Below are 19,962 nucleotides of genomic sequence, written 5' to 3'. Positions count from 1 at the left end.
ATAAATGCATGAAGTAATAGGGCACTATCACATGTGCCTTATTTTTCCTTCTGAAGCATGGTTGTGTTGGTAACAGGAGGGTGAAGATATGAATTTAGTGCCTATGGTCATTGAGCAGACTAGTCGCGGTGAGCGCTCGTACGATATTTACTCGCGCTTGCTTAAGGATCGTATTATTTTTATTGGTACACCGATTGATGATTACGTGGCCAATTCTGTGGTTGCACAGTTGCTTTTTCTAGCCTCTGAAGACGCTGAAAAAGATATTAGTTTGTACATCAACAGTCCTGGGGGATCTGTTACAGCTGGGATGGCTATTTTTGACACAATGCAGTATATTAAACCACAAGTCTCTACGATTTGTGTAGGTTTAGCTGCAAGCATGGGATCACTGCTCCTGACTGCAGGTGCAAAGGGTAAACGCTTTGCTTTACCTAATAGTGAAATTATGATTCATCAGCCATTAGGTGGCGTTCGCGGGCAAGCGACCGATATAAAAATTCATGCTGAGTGGATTTTAAAAACGCGTCATAAACTCAATCAGATTTATGTGGAACGTACGGGGCAGACCTTATCACAAATTGAGAAAGATACGGATCGCGACAACTGGATGGGTGCAGAAGAGGCGAAGGCGTATGGCCTCATTGATGAGGTGGTTTTGCGTACCGATCTAAGATAAGGAGGGATACCCATGTTTAAGTTTAACGATGACAAAGGGCAACTTAAGTGTTCGTTCTGTGGGAAAACCCAGGATCAAGTGCGCAAACTCGTAGCGGGACCAGGTGTGTATATTTGTGATGAATGTATTGAATTGTGCAACGAGATCGTCGAGGAGGAACTTGGCGACGAAGAAGAGTTTGAACTGAAAGACGTTCCTAAACCCACTGAAATCAAGTCTATTCTTGATTCTTATGTGATCGGTCAAGAGCGTGCGAAAAAGTCACTTGCGGTTGCAGTATACAATCATTACAAACGAATTAATACTGGCTCTAAATCGGATGACGTAGAGTTATCAAAAAGTAATATTTTACTCATTGGACCTACAGGATCTGGAAAGACATTACTAGCACAGACGTTGGCTAGAATCTTAAATGTTCCGTTTGCTATTGCTGATGCTACTTCTTTAACAGAGGCTGGTTATGTAGGTGAAGATGTTGAAAATATTCTTTTGAAATTGATTCAGTCTGCTGACTACGATGTTGAGAAGGCGGAAAAAGGGATTATCTATATTGACGAGATCGATAAGATCGCTCGGAAGTCGGAAAATCCATCGATTACGCGTGATGTTTCTGGGGAAGGTGTTCAACAAGCCCTGCTAAAGATTTTAGAGGGTACAGTTGCAAGTGTTCCTCCGCAAGGTGGGCGTAAACATCCGCATCAAGAATTTATTCAAATTGACACGGGCAATATTCTGTTTATTGTCGGTGGAGCGTTCGATGGTATGGAACCGATCATTCGACGCCGTTTAGGTAAAAAAGTGATCGGTTTTGGAACTACTGCTGAAGCACGTGATCAGACTTTTGAAAATGAGCTCCTTTCTCGTGTGTTACCTGAGGATTTACTGCGATTTGGGTTGATACCTGAGTTTGTAGGTCGCTTACCTGTCGTCACTACCTTACAAGCACTTGATGAAGCAGCGCTAAAGCAGATTTTAACAGAACCAAAGAATGCTTTAGTGAAGCAATATCAACGGTTGCTTGAAATGGATGCAGTGGAGCTAGAGTTTGATGAGGAAGCTCTTGTGGAAATTGCGAAAGAAGCGATAAAACGCAACACGGGTGCTCGTGGATTGCGTTCTATCATTGAAAGTATCATGCTTGAAGTGATGTATGATTTGCCATCTCGAACCGATGTTAAAAGGTGTATTGTCACTAAGGAAACAGTTGTGAATCGCGATGAGCCAACGCTCATCATGGACTCTGGTCCTGTGACGGATGGCCGTAAAAAGAAGAAAAAAGAGGAGACTGCTTAAGCAGTCTCTTTTCTTTTTTGAATGCCCGTTTATCCCACCTATTCTGTGGCTAGACTAGCTACTACTTATGGGAATGGGAGGGTGTAAGATGAGTTCGAGTTTACTGATATTGGCTGTTATTCAAGTTGTTTTTGCTGGAATTGTAAGTGTGTATTTTTTTAACTTAATGCGCACTTCGCAGCATAACAGGGTAAATATCGATCGGGAATCTGCGCGCGAAATGGAACGTTTGCGCCGTATGCGGGCGATCTCACTGACTGAACCTCTAGCAGAAAAAACGCGTCCTGCGTCCATGCAAGACATTGTGGGTCAAGAGGATGGGTTACGTGCGTTACGTGCTGCATTATTTGGTCCGCATCCACAACATGTGTTAATTTATGGGCCGCCTGGTGTTGGTAAAACAGCCGCAGCGCGTGTTGTTTTAGAAGAGGCGAAACGGAGTATGAGTTCTCCTTTTGCCACGGACGCTGTGTTTTGGGAAATAGATGCGACAACCGCAAGATTTGATGAACGAGGGATTGCTGATCCGCTCATAGGATCTGTTCATGATCCTATCTATCAGGGGGCAGGTGCAATGGGAGTTGCGGGAATCCCACAACCTAAACCTGGCGCTGTAACGAAGGCTCATGGTGGTGTGCTGTTTATCGATGAGATTGGCGAGCTACACTCTATGCAGATGAATAAATTACTTAAAGTTTTAGAGGATCGTCGGGTGTATTTGGAGAGTGCCTATTATAACCCGGATGATACAAACATCCCACTACACATTCACGATATTTTTCAGCAAGGGTTACCAGCAGATTTTCGACTTGTCGGTGCAACGACAAGAAGTCCAGAAGAGATTCCTCCGGCTATTCGCTCTCGATGTGTGGAAGTATTTTTTCGCCCACTTATCCCACTTGAAATCGGGACGATCGTTTTGCGTGGTGCTGCGAAACTCAATATGCCAATTGCAAAAGAAGCAGTAGAAGTAGTGCAACGGCATGCAACAAATGGTCGAGAAGCGGTTAATGTTGTTCAAATTGCAGCAGGTATTGCACTTACAGATGGGCGCACACAAATTACTACTGAGGATATGGAATGGGTGGTACATAGTAGTCGGATTGCTCCCCGACCTGAGCGCAAAGTTCCTTTGCACCCGCAAGTTGGAGTGGTCAATGGATTAGCGGTTTATGGTCCATCCACTGGATTATTACTTGAGGTAGAGGCTACTGCAACGATCGCTACTACGCCAGGGCGTGGTAAGGTGTTTGTTACGGGTGTCGTGGAGGAAGAGGAGATTGGCGGCGGTGGCAAGGTGCTAAAGCGCCGAAGCATGGCGAGGAGTTCAGTAGATAATGTGTGTACTGCACTTCGACGTATCCTGCCGGTTAGTCTTAGCGATTATGATGTTCATGTCAATTTCCCAGGTGGGATACCTGTGGATGGTCCATCTGCGGGTGTAAGTATGGCAGTGGCGATTTATTCTGCTGTCACTGGTATGAAGGTGGATAATTTAGTTGCAATGACAGGTGAAATATCCATCTATGGCGGTGTGCGTCCAGTCGGTGGTGTTCCCGAAAAAGTATCTGCAGCACGTGACGCCGGAGCCAAGAAAGTCTTGATTCCCGTTGAAAATGACCAAGGTCGTTTACATGAGATGCAAGATATTGAAGTTATTCCGATTATACGGCTTGAGGAAGCTCTGGCTCATGCGTTAGGAGTTGCGACGTTACCTGAACCTTATGGTATGCCGTCCACTGCGAACATCATTGCTCCGAGCGCAGCTGCACAAAGTAGCTTATGAATATAAATGGTGTTTTGGAAGAGCATAACGGTGAAGAGACAGAAGCGCATACGCTTCTGTTTCTTCACCGTTATGAGTAGAGCATGTGTTGCTTATATCAATATTTTGCGATGTTTGTATCACTCTTTTTTTGATCTTGTTAGACAAAGGAGTGGAATTTCGATACAATGCACAGTGATAATGCTGTGGGGGTGCAGATAATGGCTCATGCTGAAATAACAGAGGAACGTATATTGCCGCTACTCCCTCTGCGCGGTCTGCTCGTGTATCCTGCGACAGTTCTTCACTTAGATGTAGGACGGGAAAAGTCGGTGCGAGCTTTGGATAAGGCGATGCTCGAGGATCATATGATTTTGCTTGCAACCCAAATGGATACCCAAATGGATGATCCATTAGCGAAAGATATTTACACGGTAGGAACAGTTGCACGTGTAAAACAGATGATGAAATTGCCAAATGGAACGATTCGTGTGTTAGTAGAAGGTGTTGAACGAGCAAAAATTATTGATTTCATGGAAGAAGATGAATGGTTTGAGGTGCGCGCAGAAATCTTGATCGCACCACTTCAGAGTGATCCTCAGATTGATGCTTTGGTGCGTGCAGTGACGCAACAGTTCGAACAATTTCTGCAAGTTTCAAAAAAACACACACCAGAGACTCATGCGGCAGTAGCTGACATCGATGATCCAGGTCGTTTGGCTGATGCAATAGCGGCCAATTTATCGCTTAAAATGAAAGATAAGCAGGCGATCTTAGAAGCTGTCGATGTGACACAGCGGCTTGAAACGTTGTTGCAGATATTATCGGATGAACGTGAAATATTGGAATTAGAGAAGAAGATTTCACAACGCGTCCGCAAACAAATGGAACGCACTCAAAAAGAGTATTATTTGAGAGAACAAATGAAAGCCATTCAAAAAGAACTTGGAGATAAAGAAGGACGCGTAGCAGAGGTAGAAGAGCTCAGAGATCAGCTTGAAAGCAAGATGTTTGCAAAATCAGTGCATGACAAAGTTGAAAAAGAAATTGATCGTTTAGAAAAAGTTCCTCAGTCTTCAGCAGAAGGTTCTGTGATTCGGACTTATATTGATTGGCTATTATCTCTACCTTGGGAAGTAGATGTACAACCCGAGATCGATATTCATCGTGCCCGCGCTGTGCTTGATGCGGATCATTATGGGCTCGAGAAGGTTAAAGAGCGTATCATTGAGTATCTTGCTGTACAAAAGTTGGTTGGACAGCACCGTGGCCCCATTCTGTGCCTTGTAGGGCCACCTGGGGTAGGTAAAACTTCACTTGCAAAGTCGGTCGCTCATGCTTTGCATCGCAACTTTGTTCGTATTTCACTCGGCGGTGTAAGAGATGAGGCGGAAATCCGTGGGCATCGCAGAACCTATGTTGGGGCAATGCCTGGACGGGTTATCCAAGGCATGAAAACGGCGGCGACTATGAATCCTGTATTTTTACTTGATGAAATTGATAAGATGGCTAATGATTTTCGTGGTGATCCGGCATCAGCTATGTTAGAAGTACTTGATCCAGAACAAAATAGTACCTTTAGCGATCACTACATTGAAATCCCTTATGATTTGTCTAAAGTCATGTTTATTACTACTGCAAACACGGTACATACGATCCCTCAACCTCTGTTAGATCGAATGGAAACTATTTATCTTTCTGGATATACAGAAGTTGAGAAGTTGCGGATTGCTATGGATTATTTATTTCCTAAGCAGCGTAAGGAACATGGATTGACAAAAGATAAACTTACGATCAATGAAGATACCATGCTTCGTGTGATTCGCGAATATACGCGCGAAGCAGGTGTGCGTAATTTGGAACGACAAATTGCTGGTTTATGTAGAAAAGCAGCAAAAATGATTGTAGCTGGAGAAAAGAAACGCGTAACGGTCTCTGTAAAAAATATTGAACAATTTCTTGGCGCAAAACGTTTTCGATATGGTATGGCAGAACAATCTGATCAAGTGGGTGTTGTTACAGGTCTTGCTTGGACAGAAGCTGGTGGCGATATTTTAGCTATTGAAGTATCTGTTGTTGAGGGGAAAGGGAGATTGACCATTACAGGTCAATTGGGCGATGTGATGAAAGAATCTGCGCAGGCGGCACTTTCTTATATTAAGTCTCGTGCAACTGAGCTTGCAATTCCACCAGATTTTACAGAAACGCATGATATTCATATTCACGTTCCAGAAGGTGCTATTCCAAAAGATGGTCCTTCAGCTGGGATCACCATGGCAACGGCACTTGCATCTGCACTGACAGGTCGAGCAGTAGATCGGCATGTAGCAATGACTGGTGAAATTACGCTGCGTGGTCGCGTATTGCCCATTGGTGGCATTAAAGAGAAGTCACTTAGTGCGCATCGAGCAGGCATATTGAAAATAGTCTTGCCGCGGGATAATCAAAAAGATCTTGAGGACGTGCCTGAGAGTATTCGGGAAAAGATGGAGTTTGTTTTTGTGGAGCACATGGATGAAGTTTTGCGTCAAGCTTTAAAATAAATAAAACGTGTAGATAAAAGGGGGGCGCGAGTATGATTTTACACTCTGCCGAATTTATCATCTCGGCTGTGCGCCTTGATCAGTGTCCGACAAGTGGCGAAGCGGAGTTTGCCTTTGTCGGACGTTCCAATGTCGGTAAGTCGTCATTACTAAATAAATTGCTGAATCGAAGGAATTTAGCACGTATTTCAGGGTCACCTGGGAAAACACAGACACTGAACTTTTACCATATCAATGACTCCTTTTATTTTGTTGATCTTCCTGGCTATGGATACGCTAAGGTTTCAAAACAATTGCGTGCAAAGTGGGGCCCCATGGTTGAGGAGTATTTGATCAAGCGTGATACGCTCATCAAAGTCATTCAATTAGTTGATGTACGCCATGAACCTAGTCGCGATGATCAATTGATGTATGAATGGTTGTGTTATAATGGCAGGCAGCCTCAAATTGTTGCTACAAAAGCAGACAAAATTGCTCGTGGATCTTACGGAAAACAGATACAAATGATCGCAAAGACACTCAAAATGGATCCAGTGGCATCTCCAATACTGCTTACATCAGCTGATACTGGATACGGGATCGATTTGCTGTGGTCTGCTGTAGATCATGAGCTGCAAGCATTTAACAAGACGATTGAAACTGAGTGAGATGCTATATAGTTTCACTCGACGTGCTTGTCATAGTATGGTCTTGACCACCAAATTCTGTGACAAGCATGCCTAACAAGATGAGGCCACAGCCCACAAGTTCCGACTGTCCTAAACGTTGCTTAGTCCATAGATAAGCTGCAAGGGCCGCAAAAACAGGTTCCATAGAAAATATTAAAGCAGTTCGCGTTGGGGTAGTAAATTTTTGGAATGCAGTTTGGGCAAAATACGCTATAACTGTTGCAAATAAAATACAAACCCACAATGCTATTTGTACAGTAGGTGCTAAGAGCACCTCATTTGATGTGGCAATTGGTGAATGGGTGGCTAGTAATACTAATACTGACAAAATGCCTACCGTTACTATTTGAATGGCAGCTAACGGCAAAGCAGGATACTTGGGAGCATGTTTGCCCACTGTGATGATTTGCATGGCGAAAGATACAGCACATAGTAATTCAAGCAAATCACCTCCGTTTAGATGGTTTGATTGGCCAAAGGCGAGTAAAAAGAGTCCGATCGTCGCCATGAGTACACCGATCCATGCAAACTTAGAGGGTTTTCTTTTTAATAACACAATTGAAAATAACGGAACTAAAACGACGGAGAGTCCTGTAATAAAACCAGCTGTTGCGGGAGATACATAGAGTAGCCCGAGTGTTTGGAAGGCATATCCTGAAAATAACCAAGTGCCTATGAGAAAACCTGCAAGCAAAAGACGTCGAGTATATGCCTTGCGCCACGGTTTATAGAGCAGTGAAATGACAAGTAAGAGAGCACCTGCAATACAAAATCGAATAGCGAGAAATGAAAAAACGGGGATCATGCGGATAGCATGTTGAACAAGTACAAAAGTTGTTCCCCAGACAAATGTAATAAGTAAAAGTACGCTATCGGCCATATACCGTTTAACCATGCAATAACCCCGCCTATTCGAAATGTCACACGATAGTCCAAATGGTCTAGTAAAACTGTAGTCTTATTGTGCCTTGACCATCAGTTTGCGTCAAGTTATTCTCTTGTATAGAGAGATACGTTGCTTGGTGATTGTATCTGCAGTGGCTAATAACTCAAAAAGGTGTCAAACTTAGATACGTTACTAATCTTTATTGAGTGATATAATGCAGCATAGGACGTAGATGGAACAGTTTCGTCGGCATGAATGCTGACCTTGGAGATGACAGTTATGCAGATTTTACTGATGGGACTCAATTATCGAACGGCACCAGTTGAGATTCGAGAGCAGTTTAGTGTTTCGGAAGTTGCGCTCGAACAAACTTTGTCCGATTTAGCTGCGATGCCAGGGATTGCGGAAGCGACCATTGTGTCTACATGTAATCGAACAGAGGTTTATGTGGTGACGAATGATCGTGTACGAGGGGAACAAAGTATTCGCCTCTTGCTGAGTCGCATCTCTGGGTTATCCATTAATATGTTTAAACCATACTTATACACAGTGGCGGATCAAGCGGCTGTGCTGCACCTGTATCATGTGGTTACGGGTCTTGATTCTATGGTTGTTGGTGAAACGCAGATTTTAGGTCAGGTTAGACAGGCGTATCTATCAGCACAAGAATCAGCTGTGACCAATGTAGTGCTTAATCAGTTGTTTCGTAGCGCAGTCAGTCTTGGCAAGCGCGTCCAAACGGAAACGGCTATTGGTCAAAGCGCAGTATCGGTCAGTTATGCAGCCGTTTCGCTCACAAAAAAAGTGTTTGATAGTTTGTCACATAAAACTGTTCTTGTTATCGGTGCAGGTAAGATGAGTGATCTAACGTTGACACACCTTGCGGCACAGGGTGTAGATAAGATTCTTGTAGCCAATCGTACAGTTGAACGCGCACAGGAAATGGCCCAGAAGTTTGGTGGGATTGCGTACTCTATGGAACAATTAAGAGAAGCATTATTACAGGCTGACATTGTTATCAGTTCAACAGGTTCTAAAGAGTATGTGTTAACCTACTCACTGATGAATGAGTTGATGAAACATCGTAAACAAAGGCCGCTATTTTGTATTGACATCGCTGTACCAAGAGATATAGATCCAACGCTCGGGCGTATTGGCAATGTTTATGTATATGATATTGATGACTTGCAGGGTGTTGTGGCTACCAATGTATCACTTCGGAAACAAGAATCGATTCGTGTTGAGCAAATGATTGAAGAAGAGGCACAAGCTTTTGGGCGTTGGCAATCGGAACAAGCAGTCGTACCGTTAATCGCTGATATACGCAAAAAGGCAATGTTAGTCCAGGAAAGTGTTATGGAAAGTTTGTTGAATAAGTTGCCGGAATTAGATGAACGCCAAACAAAGGTATTGCAAAAACATACGATGAGTATTGTCAATCAAATGTTACGTGAACCTATTAGTCAGATGAAAGAGATGGCGCTTGAGCCAAATGCGGCAGAATCTATGTCTGTTTTTGCTCGTCTTTTTGGTGTGGAAGATGTTTTACAAGAGAATGACCCCATGCATCATGCTAATGAATTTTCAATGCCCATTCGTGAGCCCCGTTTTGATGCTGTAGCTTTAAACGATATGATGATCGAGCGAATGGGTTCGAGAACGGAAAAAAGGGATGCATTACCTCGCGATTGGAATGGTGTTAGTGGTGGTGTTGCTCTTTCAGCACTTTGAGGAGATAAAATGGCATTTTTACATTCATCGATGGCTTATCTGCTCATGATCGGTTTGTATGCAGTGAGTATTATCTTGTTTTACCTGGATTTTTTACATGATAATCGCATTGCTAGTCGCCTTGGTCTAGCAATGCTTTCGCTTGTGTGGATAGTAGTTACCATGATCATGGGTGGACGCATGATCTTTGATCGTCCGTTGGTGTTTTTTTCTTCTGGTCAAGTTATTGTTTTATTTGCTTGGCTACTTATCACTGTATCCTTAATCGTCAATTATTTTTCTGCGATTGATTATTTTACGCTGTTCATGAACATTTTAGGATTTATATTTGCTATTTTTGATGCTTTTGTTCATAGTCAATCGCTTGAAGCCACATATGGTCAACATGATTTGCTGCTTCTCCATATTGGTGTGGCATTGCTAAGCTATATTGCTTTTACTTTATCCTTCATGTTTAGTTTACTCTATGTGCTAGAAGATTCTGCTCTTCGCTTGAAACGATTTCAAAGTGGTTCTTTTCGGCGTCTCCCACCGCTTGAGAGGTTAGATGTATATGCCTATCGGAGTGCTGTTATTGGTCTTCCGCTCTTGCTGTTAGGTATGATACTTGGAGCACTTTGGTATTTTTTGTTGAGTGGCCATGTGGTTTTATTCGATCCTAAGCCCATAGGTGCTTTTTTTCTTGTTCTACTATATGGCTTTTATGCTTATGCAAGGAGTGGCGGTTGGATTACAGGTCGTATTGCTGCATGGGTAAACTTATCGTGCTTTTTCGTTGTTTTAATTAATTTTTTGGTGGTTGGTGAATTGGCTTCTGATTTTCATCGCTGGTAAGGGGGTTGTAACATGCGCTCTATTGTAGTTGGCACGAGAAGAAGTCTTTTGGCTAAAACACAAACCGGTCATGTCGTTACAGCTTTACAGAAGGAGTTTCCTGACTTAATTATTGAAGTGAAAGAAATTGTAACAAAAGGTGATCGAATCATTGATATCCCTTTAGCTGAAGTCGGTGGTAAAGGACTATTTATTTCAGAAATTGAATCTACTTTACTTTCTGGTGATATTGATTTTGCTGTGCATAGTCTTAAGGATGTACCAGCAGAAGTGGCACCTGGTCTGATGATTGGGGCGATACCTAAACGTGAAGATGAAAGGGATTTATTAATTACTCGCGAAGGTCATACGCTGCGTATGTTGCCGATTGGAGCGCGTATTGGCACGAGTTCTTTGCGTCGAAGTGCGCAATTACGAAATGTGCGAGAAGATGTTCAAATTGAAGTATTGCGTGGCAATATTGACACGAGGTTGCGACGTTTAGAAGAACTAGATGCGATCGTTTTGGCAGCAGCAGGGCTTAAGCGAATGAACTGGTGGGATGGTGAAGCGGATATATCCTATCATGGGGACAAGTTAATTGGATTTCCATTGCCTCTACAAGACTTTTTGCCTGCGGTTGGACAAGGTGCTCTTGCACTAGAATGTCGATCAAATGATGAAACGATACGCGCTATGCTTGCAGTTTTACACGACCCTGCGACAGCCATGCAGGTGGAAGCAGAGCGCGCCTTTTTGAAAGCAGTTGGCGGTAGCTGTCAGGTTCCAATTGGTGCATATGCTACGATAGCTTACAAGGATGGTTCAATAGAAGCAGATGGTGAACGTAATGTAGTGATACGACTCGATGGCATGATAGGCGCACCTGACGGTGCAGAACTTATCCGCGGTGTACAGGAAGGCGAAGATGCACAGCGTGTTGGGCAGCAACTAGGAGAGCACTTGCTTTATGCAGGTGGTGATCGGATTTTACAACAACTTGCCATTGAGACGAGGTAATCACTCATGGGTCCACTATTTGGTAAAGTTGTCGCTATTACCAGACCATTGTCGCAAAGTGAAGAAATGGTACAACAAATCAGGGACTTAGGTGGGCAGGCGAATTGCTACCCGCTACTTGACATTCATTTGCGTACACATGATCCAAAACTGTATGAAGCCGTTTCCAGGCCAGTGGATTTTGTGATTTTTACAAGTGTAAATGGTGTACGCGCATACCTTGATGCGCGTGAAAAACTGATTAACCCATTCCCAATGCCAAAGGCGATATGTGTAGGGGAAAAAACAGCTAAAATAGCAAAAAAAGGACAAATGACCGTTGTTGGCACGCCCAGTCGTTATGCGGCACAGTATCTTGTGGATCTTGTTAGAGAAAACGGATGGCACGATCGACGCGTGTTAATCGTGCGTGGCAATCTAGCAGACACGTTGCTCGCTTCAGAATTGAGGGCGCTCAATTGCGATGTGATGGACTGCATTGGATATGATACTGTTCCGGGGAAAGAAGCAGCACATTTATGGGGCGATATTGAACTTGGGATCCTCGATGCAGTCACATTTTTAAGTGGTTCTGCAGTAGAAGTTTTTGCTAGGGAGAAGCCGATTGAAGGAGCCAATTTCAATCATGTTGTGTTTGGCGCAGTTGGCCCTAACACGCGAGATGTAATGCTTCAACAAGGTCTACCTTGTCAAGTGGTCGCAAAGAATGCAACAGGAGCCGATTTGATGATAGCTTTAGGTCGTCATTTTGCATGAGCATCTGATTTTTAGTAAGCTAGGCTTAACAAGTGGCAGTTTGTTTTCGATAAGATGGTTGTGAATTGGGGGACCTTATGATGGAATTGCATTTTGATCGGCATCGTCGTTTGCGCAATCACTCCGTTTTACGGGGGATGGTTAGAGAAACACGCGTACTTGCATCAGATTTCATGTATCCTCTTTTTGTGACGCATGATGATGGGAGACATCCTATTCTCTCCATGCCAGGTGTTGACCACTTAAGTTTACAAGAACTTCGACGTGAAACCAATGTATTAAGTGAGCTTGGAGTACCGTCGATGATGATCTTTGGAATTCCTGCAGTAAAAGATGATGTGAGCTCTGAGGCTTATGCGGAAAATGGTATTGTACAACAGGCTATTCAGGTTGTTAAAAGTGAAAATCCACATATGTTAGTTGCTACTGATGTGTGTCTGTGCCAATATAATCCGGCTGGTCATTGTGGACTTGTACATGGTGACCAAATTTTAAATGATGAGTCACTTGTTTTACTGGCACAAACAGCTCTATCGCATGTTCAGGCAGGAGCCGATCTTGTAGCGCCTTCTGATATGATGGACGGGCGAGTGGCGGCGATTCGTGCCAAGCTCGATGAGGCAGGATATGTGCAGACTCCTATTATGTCGTACGCCGTGAAATATGCTTCAGCATTTTATGGTCCTTTTCGTGAGGCTGCACACTCTGCACCTGCGTTTGGCGATCGTCGCACCTATCAGATGGATCCTGCTAATGTGCGTGAAGCCATCCGTGAAGCCCGCTCTGACGTGACGGAAGGTGCCGATATTCTTATGGTTAAACCTGCCATGGCGTATATGGATGTGATTCGGGCAGTGAAAGATTCTTTTGATCTACCGCTTGCAGCGTATAACGTGAGTGGTGAGTATGCGATGGTTAAGGCAGCTGCGCTTCAAGGATGGATCGATGAGCGTGCAGTGGTTATGGAGATGATGACTGGATTTAAGCGTGCCGGTGCAGAAATTATTATTAGTTATTTTGCAAAAGATGTAGCGCGTTATTTGCGTGACATGTGATCATAGTCAACGGAGTGTGATGTCAGTGACTGAAGAACATACAATGATTCCTAACACGAAGCATACAGGTGCAAAATCTCTCGCCGCATTTGAACGGGCAAAGCAGTCTTTGCCAGGTGGCGTCAATAGTCCTGTTCGTGCTTTTCAAGCAGTAGGTGGTATACCGCCTTTTATCGAGCGTGGCGAAGGCGCATATGTTTATGATATTGATGGGCGCCGCTATGTGGATTATCTATTGTCGTGGGGTCCATTGATTGCAGGACATGCACACCCTGACGTAGTGAAGGCTATTACTGATCAAGCAACACGTGGGACGAGCTTTGGTGCGCCAACGGAAATTGAAACACAGCTTGCAGAAGAGTTGAAGCAAGCGTATCCATCGATGGAATTGGTGCGCATGGTGAGTTCAGGAACGGAAGCTACAATGAGCGCGTTGCGCGTTGCACGAGGCTATACTGGACGTTCACGAATTGTGAAATTTACTGGTTGTTACCATGGCCATGCAGATAGTTTATTAATTCGTGCAGGTTCTGGTGTTGCTACATTTGGATTACCAGATTCACCAGGTGTCCCAAGTTCCATTGCGGAGTTGACATTGACCGCACCCTATAATGATATCGACCGCTTGCGGATGTTATTTGAGGAGTACGGAGACGATATTGCGGCAGTGATTATTGAACCTGTTGCTGGCAACATGGGTCTTGTTCTTCCACAAGGTGGCTTTTTGCAAGCTGTGAGAGATCTTACCCTCGCCTATGATACTCTGTTGATTTTTGATGAGGTCATGACTGGGTTTCGCGTAAGCTATGGCGGAGCTCAAGGGAAATTTGGCATCGATCCAGATCTAACTACACTTGGAAAAGTGATTGGTGGAGGATTGCCAGTTGGGGTGTATGGCGGTAAACGTGAGATTATGGAGCAAGTAGCACCATCTGGTCCTATTTATCAAGCGGGTACATTATCGGGTAATCCACTTGCAATGGCAGCTGGGCTTGCAACAGTGAAACTTTTGCAGGTACCAGGAGCTTATGAGCGTTTAGAAAGTGTCTCGAAACGGTTAGTACAAGGGTTTCTAAATGCAGGGAAACGTGCGCATATTCCAGTGCAAGGACATGCCATTGGTGCGATGTATGGTACCTTTTTTGCTAGTGAACCAATTGTAGATTATGACTCTGCAAAACAGGCAGATGCACAGATGTATCGTGAATACTTTCATGAGATGCTTGAGCGTGGTTTTTACTTTGCTCCATCTCAATTAGAATCGGGTTTTGTATCACTTGCCCATTCTGATGAGCAGGTAGATCAGACACTCGCGGCAATGGATGATGTCATGCAAGTACTGGCCAAGAGGAGGACATAGGGTGGATATACGCCGGCGGCGATTTGTACTTGCCTCTCTACTAGTGGCAATGTTTTTATCAGCTATGGAGGGGACGATCGTCGCTACTGCAATGCCGACGATTATTGGAGATTTAGGTGGATTTGCTCTTTTTGCTTGGGTATTTTCGCTGTTTTTATTGGCACAAGTTGCATCGATTCCGATCTATGGACGTCTGTCTGATGTATGGGGGAGGAAACGCGTCTTTAGTATTGGAATTTTGATTTTTTTACTTGGTAGCCTTCTCTGTGGTTTTTCTCATTCCATGACTATGTTGATTATTTCGCGTGCAGTGCAGGGAATGGGTGCGGGAGCGGTACAACCGGTTGCGTCCACAATTGTAGGCGATATCTATCCGTTACGTGAACGCGCGCGCGTTCAAGGATATATTAGTAGTGTATGGGCGTTAGCTTCGATCGTTGGACCAACACTTGGCGGATTCATTGTACAGACGATCGGTTGGCCGTGGATTTTTTGGATCAATGTTCCGATTGGTTTTGTCACTTGGCTTGGGATCTATATGTTTCATCGAGAAGAAATTACACATAAAAAGCATGCCATTGACTATATAGGATCTTTGACACTCGTGATTGGCACGGCAGCGCTGATTCTCGGACTCGTTCAAGGTGGTGTCGTTTGGGCGTGGACTTCTTGGCAAAGTATCGTAGCTTTTGTTGTATTTATTCTGTTTACTGTTTTATTTATAGCTCGACAGAAAGTAGCACCTGAACCGATATTGCCATTGTATTTATTAACAGAGCGCAATGTCGCCCTTGCAAATGGGATCGCTTTAATTATTGGAGGCATTACATATGGGATTTCTTCTTTTACTCCGACATTTGCGCAGGGAGTTCTCGGTACGAGCGCAGTGGTCGCTGGCCTAACGATTGCCTCATTATCAGTAGGATGGCCCATTGCAGCCAGTCTTTCTGGTAAATTGATCTTATCGCGCGGCTATCGATTTTCCTTTATGTTAGGATTAATTGTTACATTTGGTGCAACAGTTCTCTATCCATTCTTGTTAACGCCAAACTCAAGTCCATGGTGGCTGGCTTTGGGAACGGCATTATTTGGATTTGGTCTTGGATTGTCGTCTACAACCTCGCTCCTTCTTGTACAGACAGCTGTCCCTTATGAACAACGAGGTGTATCCACTGGTGTCAATATGTTTGCACGAACGTTAGGGAGTTCGTTATGGGTTGCTGTATTAGGAAGCGTCATGGATAGTGTAATTGCTCATCATATTCGTATGAAAGATGGTCTAGGAGTTCATCATCCTGTTACACTGGATGTGACAAATGTTTTATTAGACCCATCTGCACGTGTCAAGTTAGGATCTTCACAATTGCACTTTTTGACTCATGCACTTGCAGCAGGTATCGATCAAGCTTTTTGGTTTGTATGTGCAACTGCGCTCATTGGTGTTGTATTGACTGTATTTGTTTCATCAAAAATACCGCACCAAGCATAGTGATTCCCCCTTTTCGTTAAGACCTTATGACTCATTCTTCTTCCTATGTCAGGCATAACTCGGCAGATTCTGACGTATGGTTTGGGAGAGGCATATGGCACTAGCAGGGGGGATTATGTTGGCTGAGCAAGAAGCGCGACAGGCGATTGAGTTATTTATTGATCAACAGGTATTTATGGATGCGGTACATGGTAATGAACAAGTAGAAGAATTATCTGCCCATACTGAAGTAACTACGTTTGAATATCGCGGTGATGATTTATTTCTGGAAGGGAATATCTTATTTACTGCTTACCTTGACAATCAAGTCAAAATGAATAATGCCTCCTCGAAGCAAACAAATGACGTTGAGAACGTTCAACACCGCATGCCTTTCGACTTAAAAGTTCCCGTTGCCTTTCAACCAAAAGGGTTGCTTAATGTTCAAGTGCAAATTCCTGATGCGACAATTCGAATTTTAGGACCTGGATGGACAAATGTCCAAGCTTTTTTAGTTGTTGAAGGTCTATCCCCTACTGGGGGGTATGTAGCTCATTTTGGAGCACAAGAAGCAAAGGAACCACCTCAATACGTTGCTTCGCAAGGAACGAGTGTAGCGCAATCTTTGCCTGCAGATCAAAAGATGACTTCTCCTTTTGTGGCACAAGTAGAGGAAAAAGTGCCTGAAAAAGAATTTTCACTCAGTGACTGGTTAAAACCATTTGAGATCACGGAATTATCCAAACCTACAAGTGAAAAAAAAGAAGAACTGATTGCACGTAGTGATAAAGAGTCACAAGGACAACATATTGCTGATTTATCTGATGTAGACAAATCAAAAGAAAAATGGAAAATGGATTTGCAGGGTGCTGACCGAGCACTTTCCGGTGAGCCCTCAAACTCGTTTGATTCAGATGTTGTGCACAAACCTGCCCAACCTTTCAAAACTGGTCAATCCCCAGAACTGGATAGTAAAAGCAGCAAGTCTGATGTCTTTTCTTTTAGTGATGAAACAAGGACAGATTACCAATCATCGCTGCATTTTCATTTTGAAAATGCAGATGTAGAGAGTGCCGAAGAAGTTAGAATTGAAAATCATAGTGACTCTGCAAAAGCTGTGTTTTCGCGTTCGGAAGGAAATATTCCTGAAACTCCAGAAGTGGTTGTAACACCACCTGTACTTACTCCGCAGGAGTTGGTGCCGACACCTGTAGAATCAGCAGCGCCTCCAACTGCACCTGTCGCACCGCAGGATAAAGGTGAGATTGCTTTTTCTTTAGAAGCAGAAGTAACTGCTGTTGATGTGGAAAAACAGAAAATTAGTGGTATTCATGCCGGATTAAGTGTGCAAGGTGATAGTGACGGTAAGTCGCCTTTGCAAATGTCCTATACTGCTGTTCCGGAAGATGAAGTGGAGATGTCTGCAGCAGAATGGTTTTGGAAAACCATGAATATTCCTGCAGGTGATGCTAAATGTACGATGAAATTTAGAATTGTACACGATGCTGAAACGCTTGAAGATATATCGTCGCTTTATCATGTAAGTGTTGCTGACTTAATGCGCGTCAATGACATTGCACTTGAAGGATCCATTGCAGGTGCACTGCTGTACATTCCCGATGCATCCCAATAATGAATCGTATGGAGTACGAGAGGGTGATTCAGCGAATGGAGTATGAGAGTATTCTTCATGCGGTGATACCACACTACCCTATGCGCGTACATGATTGGCAGTGGATAAGACCAGACGCCTGTTTACTGCATACAAACTATGGGCAAAAATTAATGCGCGTAGAGCGGGATCAAGTGCAAGTGCAAGTGCGCGGACAGGTATTGGATGCACTCGCAATTCGGGGGATTAGACGGACACCAAGACATATTCGCACTATCTATGGTGACTCATTCATGTCTGTCGATGGGTATATCTGTACGGTATCAGATCACTTGCGTTTTCAAGAAGTAGAAGTACCAAAATATCTGCGTGAAGTAACAGAGAATCTAGCCCATGTACACAGTGCGTTGTCAGATATAGCAGTGCGGCCTGTTTCGGTTCCTGTTCTTCCTCACGTCAGTAATATGTTGGAAAATGGGATAAATCAGTTAGAGCGAGTAGAAGTGATTTGTAAAAATGAGCGAACAACGCCATTTTCCGTTTTATTACTATCCAATCTTTCTGCGGTGCGTGAACGAGCGCACCGCAACTATGCATTGGCTAAAGCAGCAGGTATTGATGATCAGGTACGAACAAAAGCAGATCGCATGATTTTAGTGCATTATGATGCGAGCAGTGTCGCTTTTACTGATCTTGGACGCATGGCGACACTAGGATTTGATGAAGTGTCTATTGGTGATCCGGAAATGGATGTCATGTCGCTTTGTCGTTCGTTATATGAGCATGGATTAAGTGAAGAAATTCCACATGTACTAGAACACTACAGAAAAGCAAGAGTAACTGATGCAGAGTTTGAAAAAAGAGTGATTAGCGTGGTGGGGTATCCATTTTCAGTAATTGATGTCGCCAATAGCTATATGCATAGTGAACGTCGTTTTGAATCTGTGTGGCGGACGCGTCTATTTCATGCTCTACGTATGGACAGTGGAAAACCCTAGGGAGGGGAGTACATTGCGAGACTTTACTGTAGACGACGTTAAGTCTGTATGTGAGAAGTATGGAATTGACGTTGAGGTTTTACGAGAGTATGAGTTTTATCCACGAAAAGCGAGTATCGTGGGTGGGGCATTGCGCATTATGACTGAGCGTCAAGTTATTTATATGAAACGTGTGGTGGTACCAACTCCCATGCATGTACAAGCAATTTTTGAGGCTGTTGAAGGGCTGGCCGCAAGAGGTGCAAGAGTTTTGCGCTTCTTGCGGACTAAATATGGAGATCCGTATGTGATTCATGAAACAGGATATTATTATGCGCTATCACAAGTAACTGGAAGGATACCAGATTTTGAATCGCCAGAGGAGTTTATAGAGGCATTTGCAACCCTTGCCGAATGGCATGCTAGTGCAAAAGTGAATCATGGGATACTCTATCAACCAAGACGTATTGATGTGACGTACGAATGGAGTGTAGCTCGTGCTAAACTCGAAATCTATCGAGAATATGCGTTAGACCGTGAAGAACCAACAGAATTAGATGAACGCTTTCTTGCTATCCGAGAGGATGTCGATCAGCAGATCGGCGTTTCTCTTGCTAAATTGCTGCTTATTCCATACGAACAAATCACGCAAGAAGCTGTGAGTAGCGGAACGTTATGTCATGGGAGCTTTGTTCGGAAAAACTTAGTGAAGTCTAAAGATGGTCTGTTTGTATTGGATCACGATCATCTGTATGAAGGATCACAAATGTTAGATCTTGCACATTTTTTACAGCGCTATGGTGCACAACAATCTTTTGATATAGATTTATGTCAGCGTGCACTGGCCAAGTACGAAGCCATACGACCGATCTCACAAAAAGAGTGGAGCTTACTTGAAGTACTCCTTAGTTTTCCATCTGCAATCATTCAAGTGCTGCAGTGGTACTACGAGCAACGCAGGGATTGGGACATAGAAGATTTTATAGATGTATTTGAAGATGCTTGTGACATGGATGTGGCTCGATTAGCTCTTCGTCGTCACCTCTTTGGAAGTATAGTAGAGGACGAGCCAAGTCCGATACCATTGCACGATTTTTTTAAAAAATATGGGAAACAAAATATTGAGTTTGAAGCATCATGTGTTCGCGATGAAGAGGATCTTACTAATAATCACATTTTCACAACTAAAAGTGTGGTAAAAAAGCATCTTACAGCAAACGCTGAAAGTGCGACCAGGATATCACCTGAATCGGCTGGTCTTTGGCGTCCGACGATGAACCAACCGCCTAGTTTAGGGAGTACCGAGAAAGAAAGTGACTAGAACAAGAATAAGGCC

Annotated in this window: 16 protein-coding genes; 15 read left to right on the top strand and 1 reads right to left on the bottom strand. The window is 43.7% G+C overall.

Translation table 11 applies throughout. The annotated features are described in order from the left end of the window. Positions 1-88 precede the first annotated feature (88 nt). The 5 genes from clpP (at position 89) to yihA (ending at position 6,927) form a co-directional block, all read left to right on the top strand. Positions 89-679 (top strand): ATP-dependent Clp endopeptidase proteolytic subunit ClpP, encoded by a 591-nt coding sequence (clpP, locus tag MM817_RS07345; RefSeq protein WP_241713180.1) that lies wholly within the window; start codon positions 89-91, stop codon positions 677-679. A gap of 12 nt (positions 680-691) precedes the next feature. Next, positions 692-1,972: an ATP-dependent protease ATP-binding subunit ClpX gene (gene clpX, locus MM817_RS07340; protein ID WP_241713178.1), complete on the top strand. Its 1,281-nt coding sequence runs from the start codon at positions 692-694 to the stop codon at positions 1,970-1,972. Between the two features lie 88 nt (positions 1,973-2,060). Continuing rightward, positions 2,061-3,758 carry an ATP-dependent protease LonB gene (gene lonB, locus MM817_RS07335; protein ID WP_241713176.1) on the top strand — a complete coding sequence of 566 codons (1,698 nt, stop codon included), beginning with the start codon at positions 2,061-2,063 and terminating at the stop codon, positions 3,756-3,758. 200 nt (positions 3,759-3,958) lie between these two features. After that, positions 3,959-6,280: an endopeptidase La gene (gene lon / locus MM817_RS07330; protein WP_241713174.1), complete on the top strand. Its 2,322-nt coding sequence runs from the start codon at positions 3,959-3,961 to the stop codon at positions 6,278-6,280. Between the two features lie 32 nt (positions 6,281-6,312). Then, on the top strand, positions 6,313-6,927 hold the full coding sequence (gene yihA, locus MM817_RS07325) for a ribosome biogenesis GTP-binding protein YihA/YsxC (RefSeq protein WP_241713172.1): 615 nt from the start codon (positions 6,313-6,315) through the stop codon (positions 6,925-6,927). Positions 6,928-6,931: 4 nt separating this feature from the next. On the opposite strand, the gene MM817_RS07320 is transcribed toward yihA, so the two are convergent. Beyond that, positions 6,932-7,843: a DMT family transporter gene (locus MM817_RS07320; RefSeq protein WP_241713170.1), complete on the bottom strand. Its 912-nt coding sequence runs from the start codon at positions 7,841-7,843 to the stop codon at positions 6,932-6,934. A gap of 270 nt (positions 7,844-8,113) precedes the next feature. Here MM817_RS07320 and hemA point away from each other — a divergent pair, with 270 nt between their 5' ends. The 10 genes from hemA to MM817_RS07270 all read left to right on the top strand — a co-directional run bounded on the left by hemA (position 8,114) and on the right by MM817_RS07270 (position 19,947). Then, complete coding sequence (gene hemA, locus MM817_RS07315; protein ID WP_241713168.1) at positions 8,114-9,565, top strand: glutamyl-tRNA reductase; 1,452 nt, start codon at positions 8,114-8,116, stop codon at positions 9,563-9,565. Between the two features lie 9 nt (positions 9,566-9,574). Next, positions 9,575-10,399 carry a cytochrome c biogenesis protein CcsA gene (gene ccsA, locus MM817_RS07310; RefSeq protein ID WP_241713166.1) on the top strand — a complete coding sequence of 275 codons (825 nt, stop codon included), beginning with the start codon at positions 9,575-9,577 and terminating at the stop codon, positions 10,397-10,399. 12 nt (positions 10,400-10,411) lie between these two features. Next, positions 10,412-11,398, top strand: a complete 987-nt coding sequence (hemC, locus tag MM817_RS07305) for a hydroxymethylbilane synthase (protein ID WP_241713164.1) — start codon at positions 10,412-10,414, stop codon at positions 11,396-11,398. A 6-nt stretch (positions 11,399-11,404) separates the two neighbouring features. Further along, the gene (locus MM817_RS07300; protein ID WP_241713156.1) at positions 11,405-12,154 is read left to right on the top strand and encodes a uroporphyrinogen-III synthase; all 750 of its coding nucleotides are present in this window, start codon (positions 11,405-11,407) and stop codon (positions 12,152-12,154) included. An 80-nt stretch (positions 12,155-12,234) separates the two neighbouring features. Next, complete coding sequence (gene hemB, locus MM817_RS07295) at positions 12,235-13,209, top strand: porphobilinogen synthase (protein ID WP_241713154.1); 975 nt, start codon at positions 12,235-12,237, stop codon at positions 13,207-13,209. A 43-nt stretch (positions 13,210-13,252) separates the two neighbouring features. Further along, positions 13,253-14,569 (top strand): glutamate-1-semialdehyde 2,1-aminomutase, encoded by a 1,317-nt coding sequence (hemL, locus tag MM817_RS07290; protein ID WP_241713324.1) that lies wholly within the window; start codon positions 13,253-13,255, stop codon positions 14,567-14,569. A 1-nt stretch (position 14,570) separates the two neighbouring features. After that, complete coding sequence (locus MM817_RS07285; RefSeq protein WP_241713152.1) at positions 14,571-16,058, top strand: MDR family MFS transporter; 1,488 nt, start codon at positions 14,571-14,573, stop codon at positions 16,056-16,058. Between the two features lie 118 nt (positions 16,059-16,176). Next, positions 16,177-17,670 (top strand): hypothetical protein, encoded by a 1,494-nt coding sequence (locus tag MM817_RS07280; RefSeq protein WP_241713150.1) that lies wholly within the window; start codon positions 16,177-16,179, stop codon positions 17,668-17,670. A 23-nt stretch (positions 17,671-17,693) separates the two neighbouring features. After that, a complete protein-coding gene (locus MM817_RS07275) occupies positions 17,694-18,647 on the top strand; it encodes a hypothetical protein (RefSeq protein WP_241713148.1) in 954 nt (317 codons plus the stop codon). Between the two features lie 13 nt (positions 18,648-18,660). Continuing rightward, a complete protein-coding gene (locus MM817_RS07270; protein WP_241713146.1) occupies positions 18,661-19,947 on the top strand; it encodes a hypothetical protein in 1,287 nt (428 codons plus the stop codon). Positions 19,948-19,962: the final 15 nt, after the last annotated feature.

Source organism: Sulfoacidibacillus ferrooxidans (genome assembly GCF_022606465.1).
GTDB classification, from domain to species: domain Bacteria; phylum Bacillota; class Bacilli; order Alicyclobacillales; family SLC66; genus Sulfoacidibacillus; species Sulfoacidibacillus ferrooxidans.
Note: the sequence above shows the minus strand (reverse complement) of the source record. Positions and strands in the feature narration are given on the sequence as shown.